Genomic DNA, 15,432 nt, shown 5'->3' with positions numbered 1-15,432 from the left:
TTAATATATTTTTTTATTATTTCTAATATTTTTTTATTAAGCTCTTTCAAATTATCAAAGCTTAAAACTTCATCACAGGTACTTAAATATATATATAAATCCTCTATTTCTCTTTTCATTCTAATATTGCTCCTAATTGCTCTGATACTTTTAAACAGGAAAAACATGGCTTTTTAGGTGTCCCATGTCCTTTACCTGAAGTCCCAATATTTACCGCTTTCCCTATAGCTCCTTTGATATTGTCTCCTGATTTGAGTGCCTTGTCCATACATTGTATTTCTGCACACAATCCATGCCATTAGTCAAATTCCTAAAAAAGCGAAACATGTCAGGTTTTGAGTGAATGACGACAATACAGGTTTCTATTTTTTAGGAATTTCACTATAGTCGGAGAAATTAATTTCTCCGACTATATATTGCATAGTCATCTGCTCTGAAAATACAAAACAAAAAACTCCGCAATGCAATATTGCGGAGCTTCTCAAATCTGGCACGCCCACGGGGATTCGAACCCCGGTTGCCGCCGTGAAAGGGCAGTGTCCTAGGCCTCTAGACGATGGGCGCGTAACCGAAGGGCGAACTATACCGCCCCGCGCCCAAGCTGTCAAGCGGCGCGGGCAGGGCGCGGTGGGCTTTTCAGACGGCCTATCCCGCTTAAATGCCAATGTGTATAATAACGGCGTTTTAAAATAAAGGAAGCCGCCATGTGGTTTAAGCAAGTCAGTTTTTATCCCCTGAACAAAGAAAAGTTGCCGCAAGCGGATACGCTGGCCGACAAGCTGCGTGAGGCCGAGTTTGCACATTGTCAGGGCTTGGACTGGTTCAGCGAAGGCTTCGCCCCGCCGGTGCCGTTTTCGCCCGAGCTGGTGTTTCCCGCCGACTACACATGGCGAGTGGCGCTGAAAAAAGAAGAAAAAGTCTTGCCCGCCGGTGTTATCCGCGATATTTTGGACGAGCGCGTGCTGCGTATCCAAGACGAAGAAGGTCGCAGCGTCGGCCGCAAGGAAAAGCAGGAGCTGAAAGAGCAGATTACCGACGATTTGCTGCCGCGCGCCTTTACCCGCAGCGGCCGCACGCAGGCGGTATTCGATACGCGCCACGGCTATCTGCTGATTAACAACGCTTCATCGGCCAAAGCGGAAAACGTATTGACCAAGTTGCGTGAGGCGCTGGGCGGCTTGGAGGCTTCGCTGCCGAACACCAAGCAGTCGCCTTCATCGCTGATGACTTCCTGGCTCTTACAGGGACACGGCGAAGGCGGCTTCGAGCTGGACAGCGATTGCGAGCTCAAAGGCGTGGGCGACGTCGTGCCCGTGGTCAAAGTGTCCAAACAGGATTTGACCGCCGACGAAGTGGTGCAACATGTGAAAAACGGCAAAGTCGTCACCCAACTCGGCCTGGTATGGCGCGAGCAGCTGGCGTTTGTACTGACGCAGGATTTCACCCTCAAGCGCATCCAATATCTGGACGTCTTGCAGGAAGAAGCGGAAAACAACGGCGACGATGCCGCCAGCCTGATGTTTGCTTCACAGATTTTGATGACCGAAGCCCTCTCCACCATGCTGGAAGAGCTGGTCGGCTATCTGGGCGGCTGGCAGGATTAAGCCGTCTGAAAACAAGCCTGCCGCAGCTTGGACGCGGCAGGCCGGAAAGGAATACAACCATGTGGAAATATACGGCATTACTGGCTGCCGGCTTGGGCTTCTCCCTGCCAGCCGCAGCCGAAGTCATCAATGATTATCAGGGCGCGGGCTGCCGCTACGAAGGTGCGGTCGGCAAAGACGGCAAACCCGAAGGCAAAGGCGAATGGCGCTGCCGCGACGGCCGCAGCTACAGCGGCCAATTCAAGCAGGGCCGCTTCCACGGCAAAGGCGTGTACAGCGTGCGCGTTACCCTCCCTGTATTTTTGGAAACCTTCAATGTCAACAGCACCAAGCTGCGCGATATGGATTTGGACGGCACGTTCCGCAACGGCTATGCCGACGGCAGCTTCAAAGTCTCCCAGGGCGGCACGCTGCTGTTTGTCATGAAGTTCGACAAAGGCATGATGCAGGCCGTCAACCTGCCCAATGCAGCGAAAAAATGATTATTCAGACGGCCTGCCGCATCAGGCCGTCTGAAAACAGCATCAAACAGACAATAAGAAGGAATATCAAGCATGAGCATCAAATCCGACAAATGGATACGCCGCATGAGCGAAGAATTCGGCATGATCGAACCTTTCGAGCCGAACCAGATTAAAGAAGCCAACGGCCAGCGCATCATCTCCTACGGCACCTCCAGCTACGGCTACGACATCCGCTGCGCCAACGAGTTCAAAATCTTTACCAACATCAACAGCACCATCGTCGATCCCAAAAACTTCGACCCCAAAAATTTCGTCACCGTAGAAGACGACTGCTGCATCATCCCGCCCAACTCCTTCGCCCTGGCGCGGACGGTCGAATACTTCCGCATTCCCCGCAACGTACTCACCGTATGCCTGGGCAAATCAACTTACGCACGCTGCGGCATCATCGTCAACGTCACCCCGTTCGAACCGGAATGGGAAGGCTATGTCACACTGGAATTTTCCAACACCACCCCGCTGCCCGCCAAAATCTACGCAGGCGAAGGCGTAGCGCAGGTATTGTTTTTCGAAAGCGACGAAGTATGCGAAACCTCGTATAAAGACCGCAAAGGTAAATACATGGGGCAAACCGGGGTGACGTTGCCTAAGACTTAAAAGCTGTATGACTGGATAGTGTCGGGCAGTAGCGGTTTCAATGTAAAAGCTGTCTGAAATGGAATTTTCAGACGGCTTTTCGCTATGTTTTCAGCAAATTATTTTGTTTTAATCTGGCAAAATGAAATGGGCAAAGTAATGCGGGGCGGGTGTACCGCAGATAAAAAAGGTCGTCTGAAAAATCATTTTTCAGACGACCTTTTATCGATAGTCGGATGAATTAAATTCTGATACAAGGCGGCGATCCGCAGACAGTACAAGCAGTATGGCAAGGCGAGCCAACGCCGTAGCAGAAATTAAGTTCTTCGGCTATATTTGCGCCGATATCAGTTTTTCATCGACTGCACCGGCGCGGGGATGCGGCCGCCGCGCTTGACGAAGACTTCGCAGCTGCCTTCTTTCACCGGCATCACCGGGGCGTAGCCGAGCAGGCCGCCGAATTCGACGCTGTCGCCTACGTCTTTTCCGGTTACAGGGATGATGCGTACGGCGGTGGTTTTGCTGTTGATCATGCCGATGGCGGCTTCGTCGGCGATGATGCCGGAAATGGTAGTGGCGGAGGTGTGGCCGGGTACGGCAATCATGTCCAGGCCGACGGAGCAGACGGCGGTCATGGCTTCGAGTTTGTCGAGCGTGAGTACGCCTGCTTCGGCGGCGGCAATCATGCCTTCGTCTTCGGATACGGGGATAAACGCGCCGCTCAGGCCGCCGACGGCGCTGGAGGCCATCATGCCGCCTTTTTTCACGGCATCATTCAGCAGAGCCAATGCGGCGGTGGTGCCGTGGGTGCCGCACACGCTCAAGCCCATGGCTTCCAGGATGCGGGCGACGGAATCGCCTACGGCGGGGGTAGGCGCGAGGGACAGGTCCAAAATGCCGAAGGGGATGTTCAGCATTTTGGCGGCTTCGTGGCCGATTAATTCGCCGACGCGGGTGATTTTAAATGCGGTTTTTTTGACGACTTCGGCGATTTGGGTCAAATCATCCGTATCGGCGCAATTTTGCAGCGCGGCCTGCACCACGCCGGGGCCGGACACACCAACGTTAATTACTGCGTCCGCTTCGCCGGAGCCGTGAAACGCGCCCGCCATAAACGGATTGTCTTCTACGGCGTTGCAGAATACGACGATTTTGGCGCAACCGAAGCCTTCGGGGGTGATGTCTGCCGCGCGTTTGATGGTTTCGCCCGCCAGTTTGACCGCGTCCATATTGATGCCGGCACGGGTGCTGCCGATATTGATGGAGCTGCACACGATATCGGTGGTTTTCATGGCTTCGGGAATCGAGCGGATCAATACTTCATCGGCGGGCGACATGCCTTTTTGCACCAGCGCGGAAAAGCCGCCGATAAACGATACGCCGATGGCTTTGGCGGCTTTGTCCAAAGTTTGCGCGATGCTCACATAAGAATCCGCTTTGGTGGCCGCGGCGATTTGCGCGATGGGTGTCACGGAAATGCGCTGGTTGACAATCGGTACGCCGTATTTGGCTGACAAGTGTTTGGCCGTTGCCACCAAATCTTTGCCGATAGTGGTGATTTTGTTGTAGATGTTTTGGTTTAATACATCGATATCGCTGCTGATGCAGTCGTGCAGGTCGATGCCGATGGTAATCGTACGCACGTCGAAGTTTTGGTCGGCGACCATGCGCACGGTTTCGAGGATTTCATTGGATTGGATGCTCATTTTTCAGACGGCCTTTCAAATGCGGTGCATGGCGCGGAAAATATCTTCGTTTTGCATACGGATATCCAAAGCGAGATTTTTACTTTCTGTTGCAAACAAATCCAACATTTCCTGACGCGATTTCGGGCATTTCGAAGTATCGACCAAGATAATCATGGTGAAAAAATCATCCATCAGCTGCTGGCTGATGTTGAGAATGTTGATTTGGTTTTCGGCCAGTAATTTGGAAACGTCGTAAACGATGCCGACGCGGTCTTTGCCGATAACGGTGATAACGGAGTTGCTGGTTTGGCTCATGTTCAATCTTTCTGCTCGAAATCGATGGGGAATATGGGAGAGCGGCGCAGTTTATTCAAAGGGAAGTCAGGCCGTCTGAAAACGGCATTATACCGTATCGCGGGCGAAACGGATTGCGCGATGGGCTGCACGGCTTGCGGTGATTTTTCAGACGGCCTTGGCTCTGTAAAGGCTGAAAATAGGGCGAAGCGGCCGCCCGGAAACGACAAAACCGATTAGATGGCTCTAACCGGTTTTTAATCAGCGCTTCAGTGGCTTAAGGCATTTTCCAAATCGGCCAAGACGTTTTTCAGGCCGACGCGGATTTCTTCGGCATCGGCGGCGGGTTGGCCGTCGGCTGCCTGCAGGCCTTGGCTGAAGCTGTCGGTATAAGGCAGGAAAGTGTCTTTCAGCTTCAAGAGTTTGACGACATCGGCGCGGGTGTAGCGATCGCCGCCGTAGCCGATAACGATGCCGTGCTCCTGCTGCCAGCGGGCGAATTGCGCGGGGCTGATTTGCAGCAGGGCGCACATTTCGTCCAGCGTGAAGTAGCGCTGCGCGGGAACGGCCGGATTAGCGTTGTTTGTCATAATAATGCTCCACCATGCCTTTGAGCTTTTGGCTGGCATGGAATGTCACCACGCGGCGGGCGCTGATGGGTACTTCTTCGCCGGTTTTGGGGTTGCGGCCGGGGCGCTGGGGTTTGTCGCGTAATTGGAAATTGCCGAAGCCGGAAATTTTAATCTCTTCACCGCTTGCCAAAGTGCTGCGGATTTCTTCAAAGAAAAGCTCAACGATTTCTTTGGCGTCGTTTTTGGTAACGCTGCTGACTTTATCGACCAAAATGTCGGCCAGTTCTGCTTTAGTGAGTGTCATGTTCTTACCTTCTTGGATAACAGGTGGGATTATTACTAAATATCGCTTAAAAATCAAGTGCCAAACTGAAAAATCAGACAGATGGCTCTGTCTGATTTTTTCTGTAGGCCCGGCGGGCTTCAGATGGCGGGGCTGCCGGCAATCAACCGCGCAACTGCGCGCCTGCGGCTTGGGCGGCGGCAACCAGCTTGGCCATTTGCGGCTCGACGGCTTCATCTGTCAGCGTGGCGTCCATGTCCTGCAGAATGACTTTAACTGCCAGGCTCTTCGTGCCTTCGGCCAGACCTGCACCGCGATAGACATCGAATACGCTGATTTCGCGCACCAGCTTGCCTGCCGCGCCTTGGAGGGCGGCGAGCAGGGCGTCGTGGCTCATCTCTTCGGGCAGGATAAAGGCCAAATCGCGGCGGGCGGGCTGGAATTTGGAGACGGCGCTGTATTGTACTTTGGTTTGTGACAATACAGCATCGGCATCCAGCTCGAATACCAGCGGCGCTTGCGGCAAGTCGTATTTTTGCAGCCATTTCGGGTGCAGCTCGCCGATAAAACCGATGACTTTGCCGTCTGAAACCACTTCGGCGGTACGGCCGGGGTGCAGGGCGGGATGGCTTGCTTTGACAAACGATACCGATTTGCCGCGCAACAGGTTTTCCACATCGGCTTTGATGTCGTAGAAATCGACGTTGCGCGCTTTTTCACCCCATTGCTCGGGCTGTACCGCGCCGTACCACAAGCCGCCGATACGTTCGTTTTGGATAAAGCGGCCGTCTGAAGCTTTGCTGAACACGCGGGCGATTTCAAACACGCGCACGCGGTTTTGCTTGCGGTTCAGATTGTTTTGCAGGATTTCCACCAAGCCGCCGATCAGCGTGGAGCGCATCACCGCATATTGCGCCGCCAGCGGATTTTGTAGGCGGATAGGGTCGGCATTGGCGGCAAAGTCGGTTTCCCACTGCTCGTCTACAAACGCATAGCTCACCGCTTCCTGATAGCCGCGCGCCGCCATTTCATGATAAAGCGCGAAACGCGGGCGGCGGGTTTCCGGCAGCGCCAGCATTTTCAGACGGCCTGAAGTGAAATCGTCGGGAATATTTTCATATCCGTACACGCGGCCGATTTCTTCAATCAAATCGGCTTCGATTTCAATGTCGAAGCGGAAGCTCGGCGCGGTTACGGTAAAGCCTTCGGCATCGGCAACGGGGTTTAAGCCCAAGTGCTGCAGAATGGTCTGTACGCGTTCGGCTGCGATTTTCACGCCCAATACCTTTTCCACGCGGCTCAAACGCACGGAGACTTGTTTTTCAGACGGCAGCTTGCCCACAGCTTCCACCGCTTTACCCGCTGCGCCGCCGCAGATTTGTAGCACCAGCTCGGTGGCGCGTTCGATTGCATCGGCCTGCAAAGCGTAATCCACGCCGCGCTCGAAGCGGAACGAAGAATCAGAGCCGAAACCGTATTGACGCGATTTGCCCGCGATGATTTCCGGCGCAAACCAAGCCGCTTCGAGAACAATGTTTTTCGTGCCGTCTGAAACCGCGCTGCTTTCACCGCCCATCAAACCGGCCATACTCAACGCACCTTGCTCGTCGGCAATCACCAAAGTATTGTCAGACAGGGTAACGGTTTTCTCGTTCAGGCAAACCAGTTCTTCGCCTTCAAGCGCACGGCGCACAATCAGGCTGCCGTTGATTTTATCGGCATCGAAAACATGCATGGGCTGGCCGATTTCCATCATCACATAATTGCCGATATCGACCAGCGCCGATACCGAACGCACGCCGCTACGCGCCAAACGCTGCACCATCCAGGCCGGCGTTTGCGCCTGCGCGTTCACGCCTTCAATCACGCGGCTGATGAAGCGGCCGCAATCCTCAGGCGCATCAATGCGTACCGGCTGAATTTTCGCGCTGCCGGCAGAGGCCGTCTGAATCTCCGGAAACGCAACCGCGCATTGGGTCAACGCCGATACTTCGCGGGCAATGCCTTTAATGCTCAAGCAATCGGTGCGGTTCGGCGTGATTTTCAGCGTAAACACCGTATCGTCCAAATCCAAATATTCGCGGATATCTTGGCCGACGGGCGCATCGGCGGGCAGGATATGCAGGCCGTCCACACCGTCGTCGGGCAAACCCAGCTCGTCGGTCGAACACAGCATGCCGTTGGACGGCACACCGCGCATCTTGGTCGGCTTGATTTTGAAATTGCCCGGCAGCACCGCGCCCGGCAGCGAACACGGCACTTTAATGCCCGGACGCACATTCGGCGCGCCGCAGACAATCTGCACCAACTCGCCCGTACCCGCATCGACTTGGGTGATGTTCAAGCGGTCGGCATCGGGGTGCTTTTCCACCGATTTCACTTCGGCAACCACCACGCCGCTGAATGCAGGCGCAGCGGTTTCGGTTTCTTCGACTTCCAAGCCGGACATGGTCAGAAGGTGCGACAACTCGTCGGCGGAAAGATTGGGATTGGCTTGGGTTTTCAGCCAGGAATAAGAAAATTGCATGTTTTTCTCTGCTGTTTTTTAAAATCAATCAATGTCCAACAGTCTGTTTTTCAGACGGCCTGTTGAATCACAATATACTGCCGGGCGATAACATTCCGAAATGCTTCGCCTGTTGCCGCCCAATCGACAATATCGACTTTCCACGGCAAATCGGATTGGGAAAAATCATCGCTAAGCGCAGCGTGCTCTGCCAATGAAAGCGGCTGCCCGGTCATCACGGCCAAATCCAAATCGGAATAGGGCTTGGCCGTGCCTTTCGCCCTTGATCCGAAAGCCCGGACTTCGTATTGCGGAATATGGCGGCTCAGAATGCGCCGGACAATCGCCAACTCTTCAGGCTTGATATCCAAATTACTCATCGCTGCCGGCCGGCCTGTTTTGCAGTTTTTCCAATAAAAACACAGCTTCAGCGATGAATTTTTCAATGCCGCCCACTACGGCCAGCGCGATTGCTTCGTCGTACGTGTGGCTGGTGCGGCTGAGCATATCGCGGTATTGCCGCCAATCCGTCCAATTACCGAGCAGCAAATCCTGTTCGTTGGCGGTACGGATTAAGTCTTGAAACGTCATTTGGTCAAATTGGGCGGGATTGGCCGATGTTTGCTCTAAATAGCGTTTGAGCATTTTATGGCTGATTTCGTAAGTAAATTCAAAACGTTGAATCAGGCCGTCGCGGATTTGTTCGTCGCTGATGTCCTGCTGATAGCGCTGCCAACCTTCTTGCAGACGCTTTAAGGCATTGGCCAACGGGGTCAGATTCAGCATAACGGATTTCCTTTAAAACGCTTTTTCAGACAGCCTGTAATGTTTTCAGGCCGTCTGAAAACCGGTGTGCCTATTTAAACTGTTTCAAGAAATTCAAATCGTTGTCGAAAAACAGGCGCAGGTCGTTGACGTTGTAGCGCAGCATGGCGAAGCGGTCGAGGCCGATACCGAAGGCGAATCCGGTGTATTTTTCGGGATCGATGTTGACGTTTTTCAATACGTTCGGGTGCACCATGCCGCAGCCGCCGACTTCCAGCCATTTGCCGTTTTCGGCCATGATATCGATTTCGGCAGAAGGCTCGGTAAACGGGAAGAATGAGGGGCGGAAGCGCACCTGCATATCGTCGCGCTCGAAGAAGTTGCGGATAAAGTCGGTAAATACGGCTTTCAGATCGGCAAAGGTAACGCCTTCTTCTACCCACAAGCCTTCGGCCTGGTGGAACATGGGCGAATGCGTGGCGTCGCTGTCCACGCGGTACACACGGCCCGGGGCGATAATGCGGATGGGCGGGTTCTTCTTATCCAGCATATAGCGGATTTGGATGGGCGAAGTGTGGGTACGCAGCACATCGCCGTTTTCCACATAAAACGTATCCTGCATGGCGCGGGCAGGGTGGTTTTGCGGGATGTTCAAGGCTTGGAAGTTATGGAAGTCGTCTTCAATTTCCGGGCCTTCGGCGACATCGAAACCGATGCCGTGGAACAGTTCGACCACGCGCTGCAGGGTCAGGGTTACGGGGTGCAGGCCGCCGTTTTCCTGTCCGCGGCCGGGCAGGGTGACATCCAAAGCTTCGGCAGCCAGCTGGGCTTGCAGCTTGGCTTCATTCAGTGCGTCGCGCTTGGCGTTGTAGGCCGTCTGAAATTGGTTTTTGCATTCGTTGATGTGGGCGCCGATGGTTTTGCGTTCTTCCGGCGACATTTGGCCGAGGGTTTTCAAGAGGCCGGTCAGCTCGCCGGTTTTGCCCATATATTGGGCTTTGACCAGCTCCAGCGTGTTGAAATCGCCGGCGGCTTCAACTGCCGCAATGCCTGCGGCAACGATACGGTTTACATTTTCCATAAGCGTCTTCGGTATGTGTCGGTTGGGGATTGGAAACAATAAGGCCGTCTGAAAATTCAGACGGCATCCTGCCAATCCGTTGAATAAAATTGGCTTTATTTTAACGCAATATCGGGTAAAAAAACAGGGTTTGCGGGAAAAATAGCGCGGGCAGGGGGCTTGGGCGGATATGCGGTTTGCTGCCCGGGCGGGCGTGCTTGGGGGGAAGGTGCTTCGGTTGGGGATGGTTATGCCGGGATTTTGTGTGATCAGGTGGTTTAGTGTCTTGTGATTATGAAACTTGTAAAAAAATCAGAATGAGTGTGTTGGATTTTAGTCCTGAAATGTCAATGCCTTAATCTCTTGCTGGGCTGAAGCCCAGCCTACCTACGATGTTTTCTTTAGGAATTTTGCTGTATGCTTGCTGTCAACAATCCACACGGCAAAATACCAGCCCGAAATGCAAAAAAGGAAACCGAAGTTTCCTTTTTCGAGGTTTGGCAATTAAGCCAAAGCAGCTTTTGCTTTTTCAACCAGTTGCGCGAAGGCAGCTTTGTCGAATACAGCCAAGTCAGCCAATACTTTGCGGTCGATTTCGATAGACGCGCGTTTCAGGCCGTTCATGAATTTGCTGTAAGACAGGCCGTTTTCACGGGCACCTGCGTTGATACGCACGATCCACAGTTGGCGGAATTGGCGTTTGCGTTGGCGGCGGTCACGGTAAGCGTATTGACCGGCTTTCATAACCGCTTGCTTGGCAACGCGGTAGACGTTTTTACGACGGCCGCGGTAGCCTTTAGCTAACGCGAAGATTTTTTGGTGACGGGCACGTGCGGTAACACCGCGTTTTACGCGTGGCATAGTTCAAACTCCTTAAGCGTAGGGCAACATTTTAGCAACGGAAGCCAAATCGCGGCTGTTTACCATAGCGGTACCGCGCAGGTTACGTTTGGTTTTGGTGGTTTTTTTGGTCAGGATGTGGCTTTTGAAAGCATGACCGCGTTTTACGCCACCGTTACCCAGTACTTTAAAGCGTTTTTTCGCGCTAGACTTGGTTTTCATTTTAGGCATGGGAAAACTCCGTTTATTGTTAGATAAGGCGGTAGGGGCATCGGCATGGTTTCCAATGCTTGTAACCCGAACGCCACGGTTTTGCCGTTTTCTTGAAAAGCTTGTTCCGCACGGCATCAGGAACAAGCTCGGGATTATAGCCTTATTTTTTCTTCGGCGCAACCATCATGACCATTTGGCGGCCTTCCATTTTCGGGAAGGACTCGACTTGCGCCACTTCGGCCAATTCTTCTTTCACGCGCTCCAAAAGCTGCGCGCCCAGCTGCTGGTGCGCCATTTCGCGGCCGCGGAAGCGCAGGGTGACTTTGACTTTGTCGCCGTCGGCCAGGAAGCGGTTGATGTTGCGCATTTTGATTTGGTAATCGCCTTCATCGGTACCCGGGCGGAATTTGATTTCCTTAATCTGTACCTGCTTCTGGTTTTTCTTGGCTTCGTCGCGCTTTTTGGCCTGCTCGTATTTGTACTTGCCGAAGTCCATGAGTTTGCACACAGGCGGCTTGGCGGTAGGGGAGATTTCCACCAAATCGACATCCTGCTCTTCGGCCAGAGACAATGCTTCACGAAGAGACACTACACCAAGCTGTTCGCCTGAGCCACTGATTAATCGCACTTCTTTGGCGGTAATTTCGCCGTTGATTCGTGCTTCGCGTTCCTGAGCGATGATAATACTCCTTTTAACGATTTAGTCTGTAACCAGGGCTTCGGCAATTTCGTGCTGCAATTGCGCGATGAAGTCATCCAGATTCAATGAGCCCAAGTCTTCTGCTTTGCGGCGCACGGCCACTTTGTTGTCTTGTTTCTCTTTGTCGCCGACCACGATTTGGTAAGGGAAGCGGTATTGGCTGTTGTCGCGGATTTTATAGCCGATTTTTTCGTTACGCAAATCCAATTCGACACGGAAGCCTGCGGCCTGAAGTTTGGCAGCCACTTCACGGCAGTAATCGGCCTGGTTTTCGGTGATGTTCATAATCACCATCTGCACCGGAGCCAGCCACAACGGGAACGAACCGGCATGGTTTTCAATCAGAATGCCGATAAAACGCTCCAACGAGCCGAGGATGGCGCGGTGCAGCATCACGGGGCGGGCGCGGCCGTTGCTTTCGGTCACATATTCGGCATCCAGTCGTTCCGGCAATACGAAGTCTAATTGCAGCGTGCCGCACTGCCAAGAACGGCCGAGCGCGTCTTTAACGTGGTATTCGATTTTCGGGCCGTAAAAAGCACCTTCGCCCGGCAGCTCTTCCCATTCCACGCCGCAGGCGGTCAGCGCATCGCGCAAACCTTGTTCGGCCTTATCCCAAATTTCATCGGAACCGGCACGCTGCTCGGGACGCAGCGACAGCTTGACAGCCACGTCATGGAATCCGAACTGCTTGTAAATACGCACCAGCAATTCGTTGAATGCCTGCGCTTCGGATACGATTTGGTCTTCGGTACAGAAAATATGTGCGTCGTCTTGCACAAAACCGCGCACGCGCATCAACCCGTGCAGCGCACCGGTCGGCTCATTGCGGTGGCAGGAGCCGAATTCGGCCAGGCGCATCGGCAAATCGCGGTATGAGCGCAGGCTGTTGTTGAATACTTGCACATGACCCGGGCAGTTCATCGGTTTGACCGCGTATTCGCGTTTTTCCGATTGGGTCGTGAACATATTGTCTTTATAGTTTTCCCAGTGACCCGAACGCTCCCAGAAGGTTTTGTCCATCATCATCGGGGTTTTGATTTCTTTATAGCCTGCCGCATCCAGCTCGCGGCGCATATGCTGCTCGATGGCCTGCCACAACGCCCAACCTTTCGGGTGCCAGAACACCATGCCCGGCGCTTCGTCTTGCAGGTGGAACAAATCCAATTGTTTGCCCAGTTTGCGGTGGTCGCGCTTTTCAGCCTCTTCGATACGCTGGATATAGGCCTTCAATTCGTCTTTGCTTGCCCAGGCCGTACCGTAAATGCGTTGCAGCATTTCATTGTTGCTGTCGCCGCGCCAGTACGCACCCGCCAGCTTGGTCAGCTTGAAGTTTTTCAAAAAGCGGGTATTCGGAACGTGCGGACCGCGGCACATATCGACATATTCCTGATGGTGGTACAAGCCCATGGCCTCCACTTCGGGCATATCGTCAATCAGGCGCAGCTTGTATTCTTCGCCCCGCTCCTGGAATGTTTTAATGGTTTCGGCACGCGGCGTCATCACTTTAACGACATCATAATCCTGCGCAATCAATTCCTTCATGCGCGCCTCGATGGCCGCAACATCTTCCGGAGTAAAAGGCTTTTCAGTAGCGATATCGTAGTAAAAACCGTCTTCGATAACAGGGCCGATAACCATTTTGGCATCCGGATAAAGCTGTTTGACCGCGTGGCCGACCAAGTGCGCACAAGAATGGCGGATGATTTCCACGCCCTCTTGGTCTTTTGGCGTAATAATCTGCACATCGGCATCTTCGGTAATCGGGTCGCAAGCATCAACCAGTTTGCCGTTTACCTTGCCCGCAACCGTGGCCTTCGCCAAACCCGAACCGATAGAAGCGGCGATTTGCGCCACGGTAACAGGAGATTCGTATTGACGGACCGAGCCGTCGGGCAACGTAATGTTCAACATATTATTATCATACTCCGATTGCTTTTCAGACGGCCTGAACAGCAATATCAAAAACATATAAAAAACAGCAAAAAGTTTGCCAGAAACCTTTTGCTGTTCCAGTATTCTGGTAGGCACGATCGGATTCGAACCAACGACCCCCACCATGTCAAGGTGGTGCTCTAACCAACTGAGCTACGTGCCTGTATCAAGAAATCTGCGCCATTATAAAAGTTTTACCGGCGGCGCACAAGCACCAAGAGCAGGCAAAAGAGGGGAGGCGGCATTATCCCGCTGTTTCCAAATCAGATAAGTCCGGCGGCATTTTTTCAGACGGCCTCCCGACCGGACGCATCCGCTCCGCCGCTTTATCGTCGCCGGGCCAACCCTGCTGCAGCGTTGGCCCGCCTTACCGCACCATTTTGTAGTGCCTGCGGGCAGAATTTACGCACCGGCGATTTTCAGACGGCCTGAAATCGTTTTTTATATAGAAACCCGTTATAATTCCCGCCTTAACCTTTCATGCACAGCCGGTTCGGAATCCCATTCCGGCCGTCTGAAAACCAACCCGGAAGACCCATGCTCAAATTCACCCTGCACCAAACCGACGGCCACGCCCGCCGTGGCACGCTCGAACTCAACCACGGCACAATCGAAACCCCCGTATTCATGCCCGTCGGCACCTACGGCTCGGTCAAAGCCATGACCCCCGACAACCTGCACGACATCAAAGCGCAGATTATTTTAGGCAACACCTACCACTTATGGCTGCGCCCCGGCCTCGAAGTCATCGAACAGTTCGGCGGCCTGCACGGCTTTATCGGCTGGGACAAGCCCATCCTCACCGACTCCGGCGGCTTTCAAGTATTTTCACTCTCCGACATGCGCAAGCTCACCGAAGAAGGCTGCACCTTCAAAAGTCCGATTAACGGCGACAAACTCTTCCTCTCGCCCGAAATCTCAATGAAAATCCAAACCGTATTAAACTCCGACATCGTCATGCAATTGGACGAATGTACGCCGGGCGAAGCTTCGCACGAACAGGCGAAGAAGTCGCTGCAAATGAGCCTGCGCTGGGCGGAGCGCAGCAAAAAAGTCTTTGAAGACCTCAAAAACCCCAACGCCCTGTTCGGCATCGTACAAGGCGCCATGTACGAAGACCTGCGCGAAGAATCGCTCAAAGGATTGGAACAATTCGATTTCCCCGGCCTCGCCGTCGGCGGCCTCTCCGTCGGCGAACCCAAGCCCGAAATGTACCGCATGCTGCGCGCCGTCGGCCCGATTCTGCCGAAACACAAACCGCATTACCTGATGGGCGTCGGCACACCCGAAGACTTAGTGTATGGCGTTGCCCACGGCATCGACATGTTCGACTGCGTCATGCCCACCCGCAACGCCCGCAACGGCTGGCTCTTCACCCGCTTCGGCGACATCAAAATCAAAAACGCCAAACACAAACACGATACCCGCCCGCTCGACGAAAGCTGCAGCTGCTACGCCTGCCGCAACTTCAGCCGCGCCTACCTGCACCACCTGCACCGCGCCGGCGAAATCCTCGGCGCGCAGCTCAACACCATTCATAATCTGCATTTCTACCAAGTCATCATGGCCGAAATGCGCGAAGCCATCGAACAAGGAAAATTTGCCGATTGGCAGGCGCAGTTCCACGAAAACCGCGCACGCGGCGCGGATTGACCGGATTTGACCGGTTCAACGCATAAAGGCCGTCTGAAAATATCGTGAAGATTATTTTCAGACGGCCTTTTCTTCATTCACCGTGCGTTTGGGATAAGCCAAACGTATGAGTTGTATTGGAATGATTGAAAATCCGGCAAACTGACCGCTCTCCCTCGTGAAAGGGCAAGTTGCCGAAGCTTCAAAAATGACTGAAAATGTTTTCTCGAACGCACGCAA

The 15,432-nt window shown here is 53.5% G+C and carries 17 protein-coding genes and 2 tRNA genes; 4 read left to right on the top strand and 15 right to left on the bottom strand.

Translation table 11 applies throughout. The features are described 5' to 3' along the window. Window positions 1-115 precede the first annotated feature (115 nt). Entirely contained in the window at window positions 116-268 is a 153-nt protein-coding gene (locus tag BDE01S_RS11235) for a hypothetical protein (protein ID WP_156472591.1), read from the bottom strand. A gap of 220 nt (window positions 269-488) precedes the next feature. Continuing rightward, window positions 489-564, bottom strand: a tRNA-Glu gene (locus BDE01S_RS02815). A 140-nt stretch (window positions 565-704) separates the two neighbouring features. On the opposite strand from BDE01S_RS02815, the gene BDE01S_RS02810 reads away from it, so the two are divergent. The 3 genes from BDE01S_RS02810 to dcd all read left to right on the top strand — a co-directional run bounded on the left by BDE01S_RS02810 (window position 705) and on the right by dcd (window position 2,725). Then, window positions 705-1,604, top strand: coding sequence for a recombination-associated protein RdgC (locus tag BDE01S_RS02810; RefSeq protein WP_066077126.1), 900 nt, complete (start codon window positions 705-707; stop codon window positions 1,602-1,604). A 59-nt stretch (window positions 1,605-1,663) separates the two neighbouring features. Next, the gene (locus BDE01S_RS02805; protein WP_066077122.1) at window positions 1,664-2,086 is read left to right on the top strand and encodes a hypothetical protein; all 423 of its coding nucleotides are present in this window, start codon (window positions 1,664-1,666) and stop codon (window positions 2,084-2,086) included. A gap of 72 nt (window positions 2,087-2,158) precedes the next feature. Continuing rightward, on the top strand, window positions 2,159-2,725 hold the full coding sequence (gene dcd, locus BDE01S_RS02800; protein WP_066077120.1) for a dCTP deaminase: 567 nt from the start codon (window positions 2,159-2,161) through the stop codon (window positions 2,723-2,725). 326 nt (window positions 2,726-3,051) lie between these two features. Here the strand turns inward: dcd and BDE01S_RS02795 are convergent, their stop codons facing one another. The 13 genes from BDE01S_RS02795 to BDE01S_RS02735 all read right to left on the bottom strand — a co-directional run bounded on the left by BDE01S_RS02795 (window position 3,052) and on the right by BDE01S_RS02735 (window position 13,723). Further along, window positions 3,052-4,410, bottom strand: coding sequence for a PFL family protein (locus tag BDE01S_RS02795; protein WP_066077117.1), 1,359 nt, complete (start codon window positions 4,408-4,410; stop codon window positions 3,052-3,054). A 15-nt stretch (window positions 4,411-4,425) separates the two neighbouring features. Then, window positions 4,426-4,707, bottom strand: coding sequence for an ACT domain-containing protein (locus tag BDE01S_RS02790; protein WP_066077113.1), 282 nt, complete (start codon window positions 4,705-4,707; stop codon window positions 4,426-4,428). Between the two features lie 248 nt (window positions 4,708-4,955). After that, complete coding sequence (locus tag BDE01S_RS02785; RefSeq protein ID WP_066077110.1) at window positions 4,956-5,276, bottom strand: DNA-binding protein; 321 nt, start codon at window positions 5,274-5,276, stop codon at window positions 4,956-4,958. Then, the gene (locus BDE01S_RS02780; protein ID WP_066077106.1) at window positions 5,260-5,562 is read right to left on the bottom strand and encodes an integration host factor subunit alpha; all 303 of its coding nucleotides are present in this window, start codon (window positions 5,560-5,562) and stop codon (window positions 5,260-5,262) included. The genes BDE01S_RS02785 and BDE01S_RS02780 overlap by 17 nt, the downstream gene beginning before the upstream one ends. Window positions 5,563-5,704: 142 nt before the next feature. Then, window positions 5,705-8,068: a phenylalanine--tRNA ligase subunit beta gene (pheT, locus tag BDE01S_RS02775; protein WP_066077103.1), complete on the bottom strand. Its 2,364-nt coding sequence runs from the start codon at window positions 8,066-8,068 to the stop codon at window positions 5,705-5,707. Between the two features lie 50 nt (window positions 8,069-8,118). Then, window positions 8,119-8,427: a nucleotidyltransferase family protein gene (locus BDE01S_RS02770; RefSeq protein WP_066077099.1), complete on the bottom strand. Its 309-nt coding sequence runs from the start codon at window positions 8,425-8,427 to the stop codon at window positions 8,119-8,121. Further along, window positions 8,420-8,833, bottom strand: coding sequence for a nucleotidyltransferase substrate binding protein (locus BDE01S_RS02765; protein ID WP_066077095.1), 414 nt, complete (start codon window positions 8,831-8,833; stop codon window positions 8,420-8,422). The genes BDE01S_RS02770 and BDE01S_RS02765 overlap by 8 nt, the downstream gene beginning before the upstream one ends. Window positions 8,834-8,903: 70 nt before the next feature. After that, window positions 8,904-9,893: a phenylalanine--tRNA ligase subunit alpha gene (gene pheS, locus BDE01S_RS02760; protein WP_066077091.1), complete on the bottom strand. Its 990-nt coding sequence runs from the start codon at window positions 9,891-9,893 to the stop codon at window positions 8,904-8,906. A gap of 483 nt (window positions 9,894-10,376) precedes the next feature. Beyond that, window positions 10,377-10,733 carry a 50S ribosomal protein L20 gene (rplT, locus tag BDE01S_RS02755; protein WP_066077088.1) on the bottom strand — a complete coding sequence of 119 codons (357 nt, stop codon included), beginning with the start codon at window positions 10,731-10,733 and terminating at the stop codon, window positions 10,377-10,379. 12 nt (window positions 10,734-10,745) lie between these two features. Further along, window positions 10,746-10,943: a 50S ribosomal protein L35 gene (rpmI, locus tag BDE01S_RS02750; protein ID WP_066077084.1), complete on the bottom strand. Its 198-nt coding sequence runs from the start codon at window positions 10,941-10,943 to the stop codon at window positions 10,746-10,748. A gap of 142 nt (window positions 10,944-11,085) precedes the next feature. Further along, window positions 11,086-11,607, bottom strand: coding sequence for a translation initiation factor IF-3 (gene infC, locus BDE01S_RS02745; RefSeq protein ID WP_115225400.1), 522 nt, complete (start codon window positions 11,605-11,607; stop codon window positions 11,086-11,088). A gap of 18 nt (window positions 11,608-11,625) precedes the next feature. Further along, entirely contained in the window at window positions 11,626-13,539 is a 1,914-nt protein-coding gene (gene thrS, locus BDE01S_RS02740) for a threonine--tRNA ligase (protein WP_066077134.1), read from the bottom strand. 107 nt (window positions 13,540-13,646) lie between these two features. Then, window positions 13,647-13,723: transfer RNA gene (locus tag BDE01S_RS02735), tRNA-Val, on the bottom strand. Window positions 13,724-14,097: 374 nt separating this feature from the next. Here BDE01S_RS02735 and tgt point away from each other — a divergent pair. Further along, entirely contained in the window at window positions 14,098-15,213 is a 1,116-nt protein-coding gene (gene tgt, locus BDE01S_RS02730; protein WP_066077079.1) for a tRNA guanosine(34) transglycosylase Tgt, read from the top strand. Window positions 15,214-15,432 lie beyond the last annotated feature (219 nt).

It is taken from the genome of Bergeriella denitrificans NBRC 102155 (assembly GCF_001592185.1).
Taxonomy (GTDB): domain Bacteria; phylum Pseudomonadota; class Gammaproteobacteria; order Burkholderiales; family Neisseriaceae; genus Neisseria; species Neisseria denitrificans.
The sequence above is the reverse complement of the archived record's forward strand: the minus strand, read 5'-3'. Positions and strand labels throughout refer to the sequence as shown.

Excerpts from the sequence above, each read along its gene's own strand:
- pheS (WP_066077091.1), bottom strand. The coding sequence starts at position 9,893 with ATGGAAAATGTAAACCGTATCGTTGCCGCAGGCATTGCGGCAGTTGAA.
- pheT (WP_066077103.1), bottom strand. The coding sequence starts at position 8,068 with ATGCAATTTTCTTATTCCTGGCTGAAAACCCAAGCCAATCCCAATCTT.
- BDE01S_RS02805 (WP_066077122.1), top strand. The coding sequence starts at position 1,664 with ATGTGGAAATATACGGCATTACTGGCTGCCGGCTTGGGCTTCTCCCTG.
- BDE01S_RS11235 (WP_156472591.1), bottom strand. The coding sequence starts at position 268 with ATGGACAAGGCACTCAAATCAGGAGACAATATCAAAGGAGCTATAGGG.
- BDE01S_RS02770 (WP_066077099.1), bottom strand. The coding sequence starts at position 8,427 with ATGAGTAATTTGGATATCAAGCCTGAAGAGTTGGCGATTGTCCGGCGC.
- BDE01S_RS02790 (WP_066077113.1), bottom strand. The coding sequence starts at position 4,707 with ATGAGCCAAACCAGCAACTCCGTTATCACCGTTATCGGCAAAGACCGC.
- BDE01S_RS02780 (WP_066077106.1), bottom strand. The coding sequence starts at position 5,562 with ATGACACTCACTAAAGCAGAACTGGCCGACATTTTGGTCGATAAAGTC.
- tgt (WP_066077079.1), top strand. The coding sequence starts at position 14,098 with ATGCTCAAATTCACCCTGCACCAAACCGACGGCCACGCCCGCCGTGGC.
- BDE01S_RS02765 (WP_066077095.1), bottom strand. The coding sequence starts at position 8,833 with ATGCTGAATCTGACCCCGTTGGCCAATGCCTTAAAGCGTCTGCAAGAA.
- thrS (WP_066077134.1), bottom strand. The coding sequence starts at position 13,539 with ATGTTGAACATTACGTTGCCCGACGGCTCGGTCCGTCAATACGAATCT.
- rpmI (WP_066077084.1), bottom strand. The coding sequence starts at position 10,943 with ATGCCTAAAATGAAAACCAAGTCTAGCGCGAAAAAACGCTTTAAAGTA.
- BDE01S_RS02785 (WP_066077110.1), bottom strand. The coding sequence starts at position 5,276 with ATGACAAACAACGCTAATCCGGCCGTTCCCGCGCAGCGCTACTTCACG.
- rplT (WP_066077088.1), bottom strand. The coding sequence starts at position 10,733 with ATGCCACGCGTAAAACGCGGTGTTACCGCACGTGCCCGTCACCAAAAA.
- BDE01S_RS02810 (WP_066077126.1), top strand. The coding sequence starts at position 705 with ATGTGGTTTAAGCAAGTCAGTTTTTATCCCCTGAACAAAGAAAAGTTG.
- dcd (WP_066077120.1), top strand. The coding sequence starts at position 2,159 with ATGAGCATCAAATCCGACAAATGGATACGCCGCATGAGCGAAGAATTC.
- BDE01S_RS02795 (WP_066077117.1), bottom strand. The coding sequence starts at position 4,410 with ATGAGCATCCAATCCAATGAAATCCTCGAAACCGTGCGCATGGTCGCC.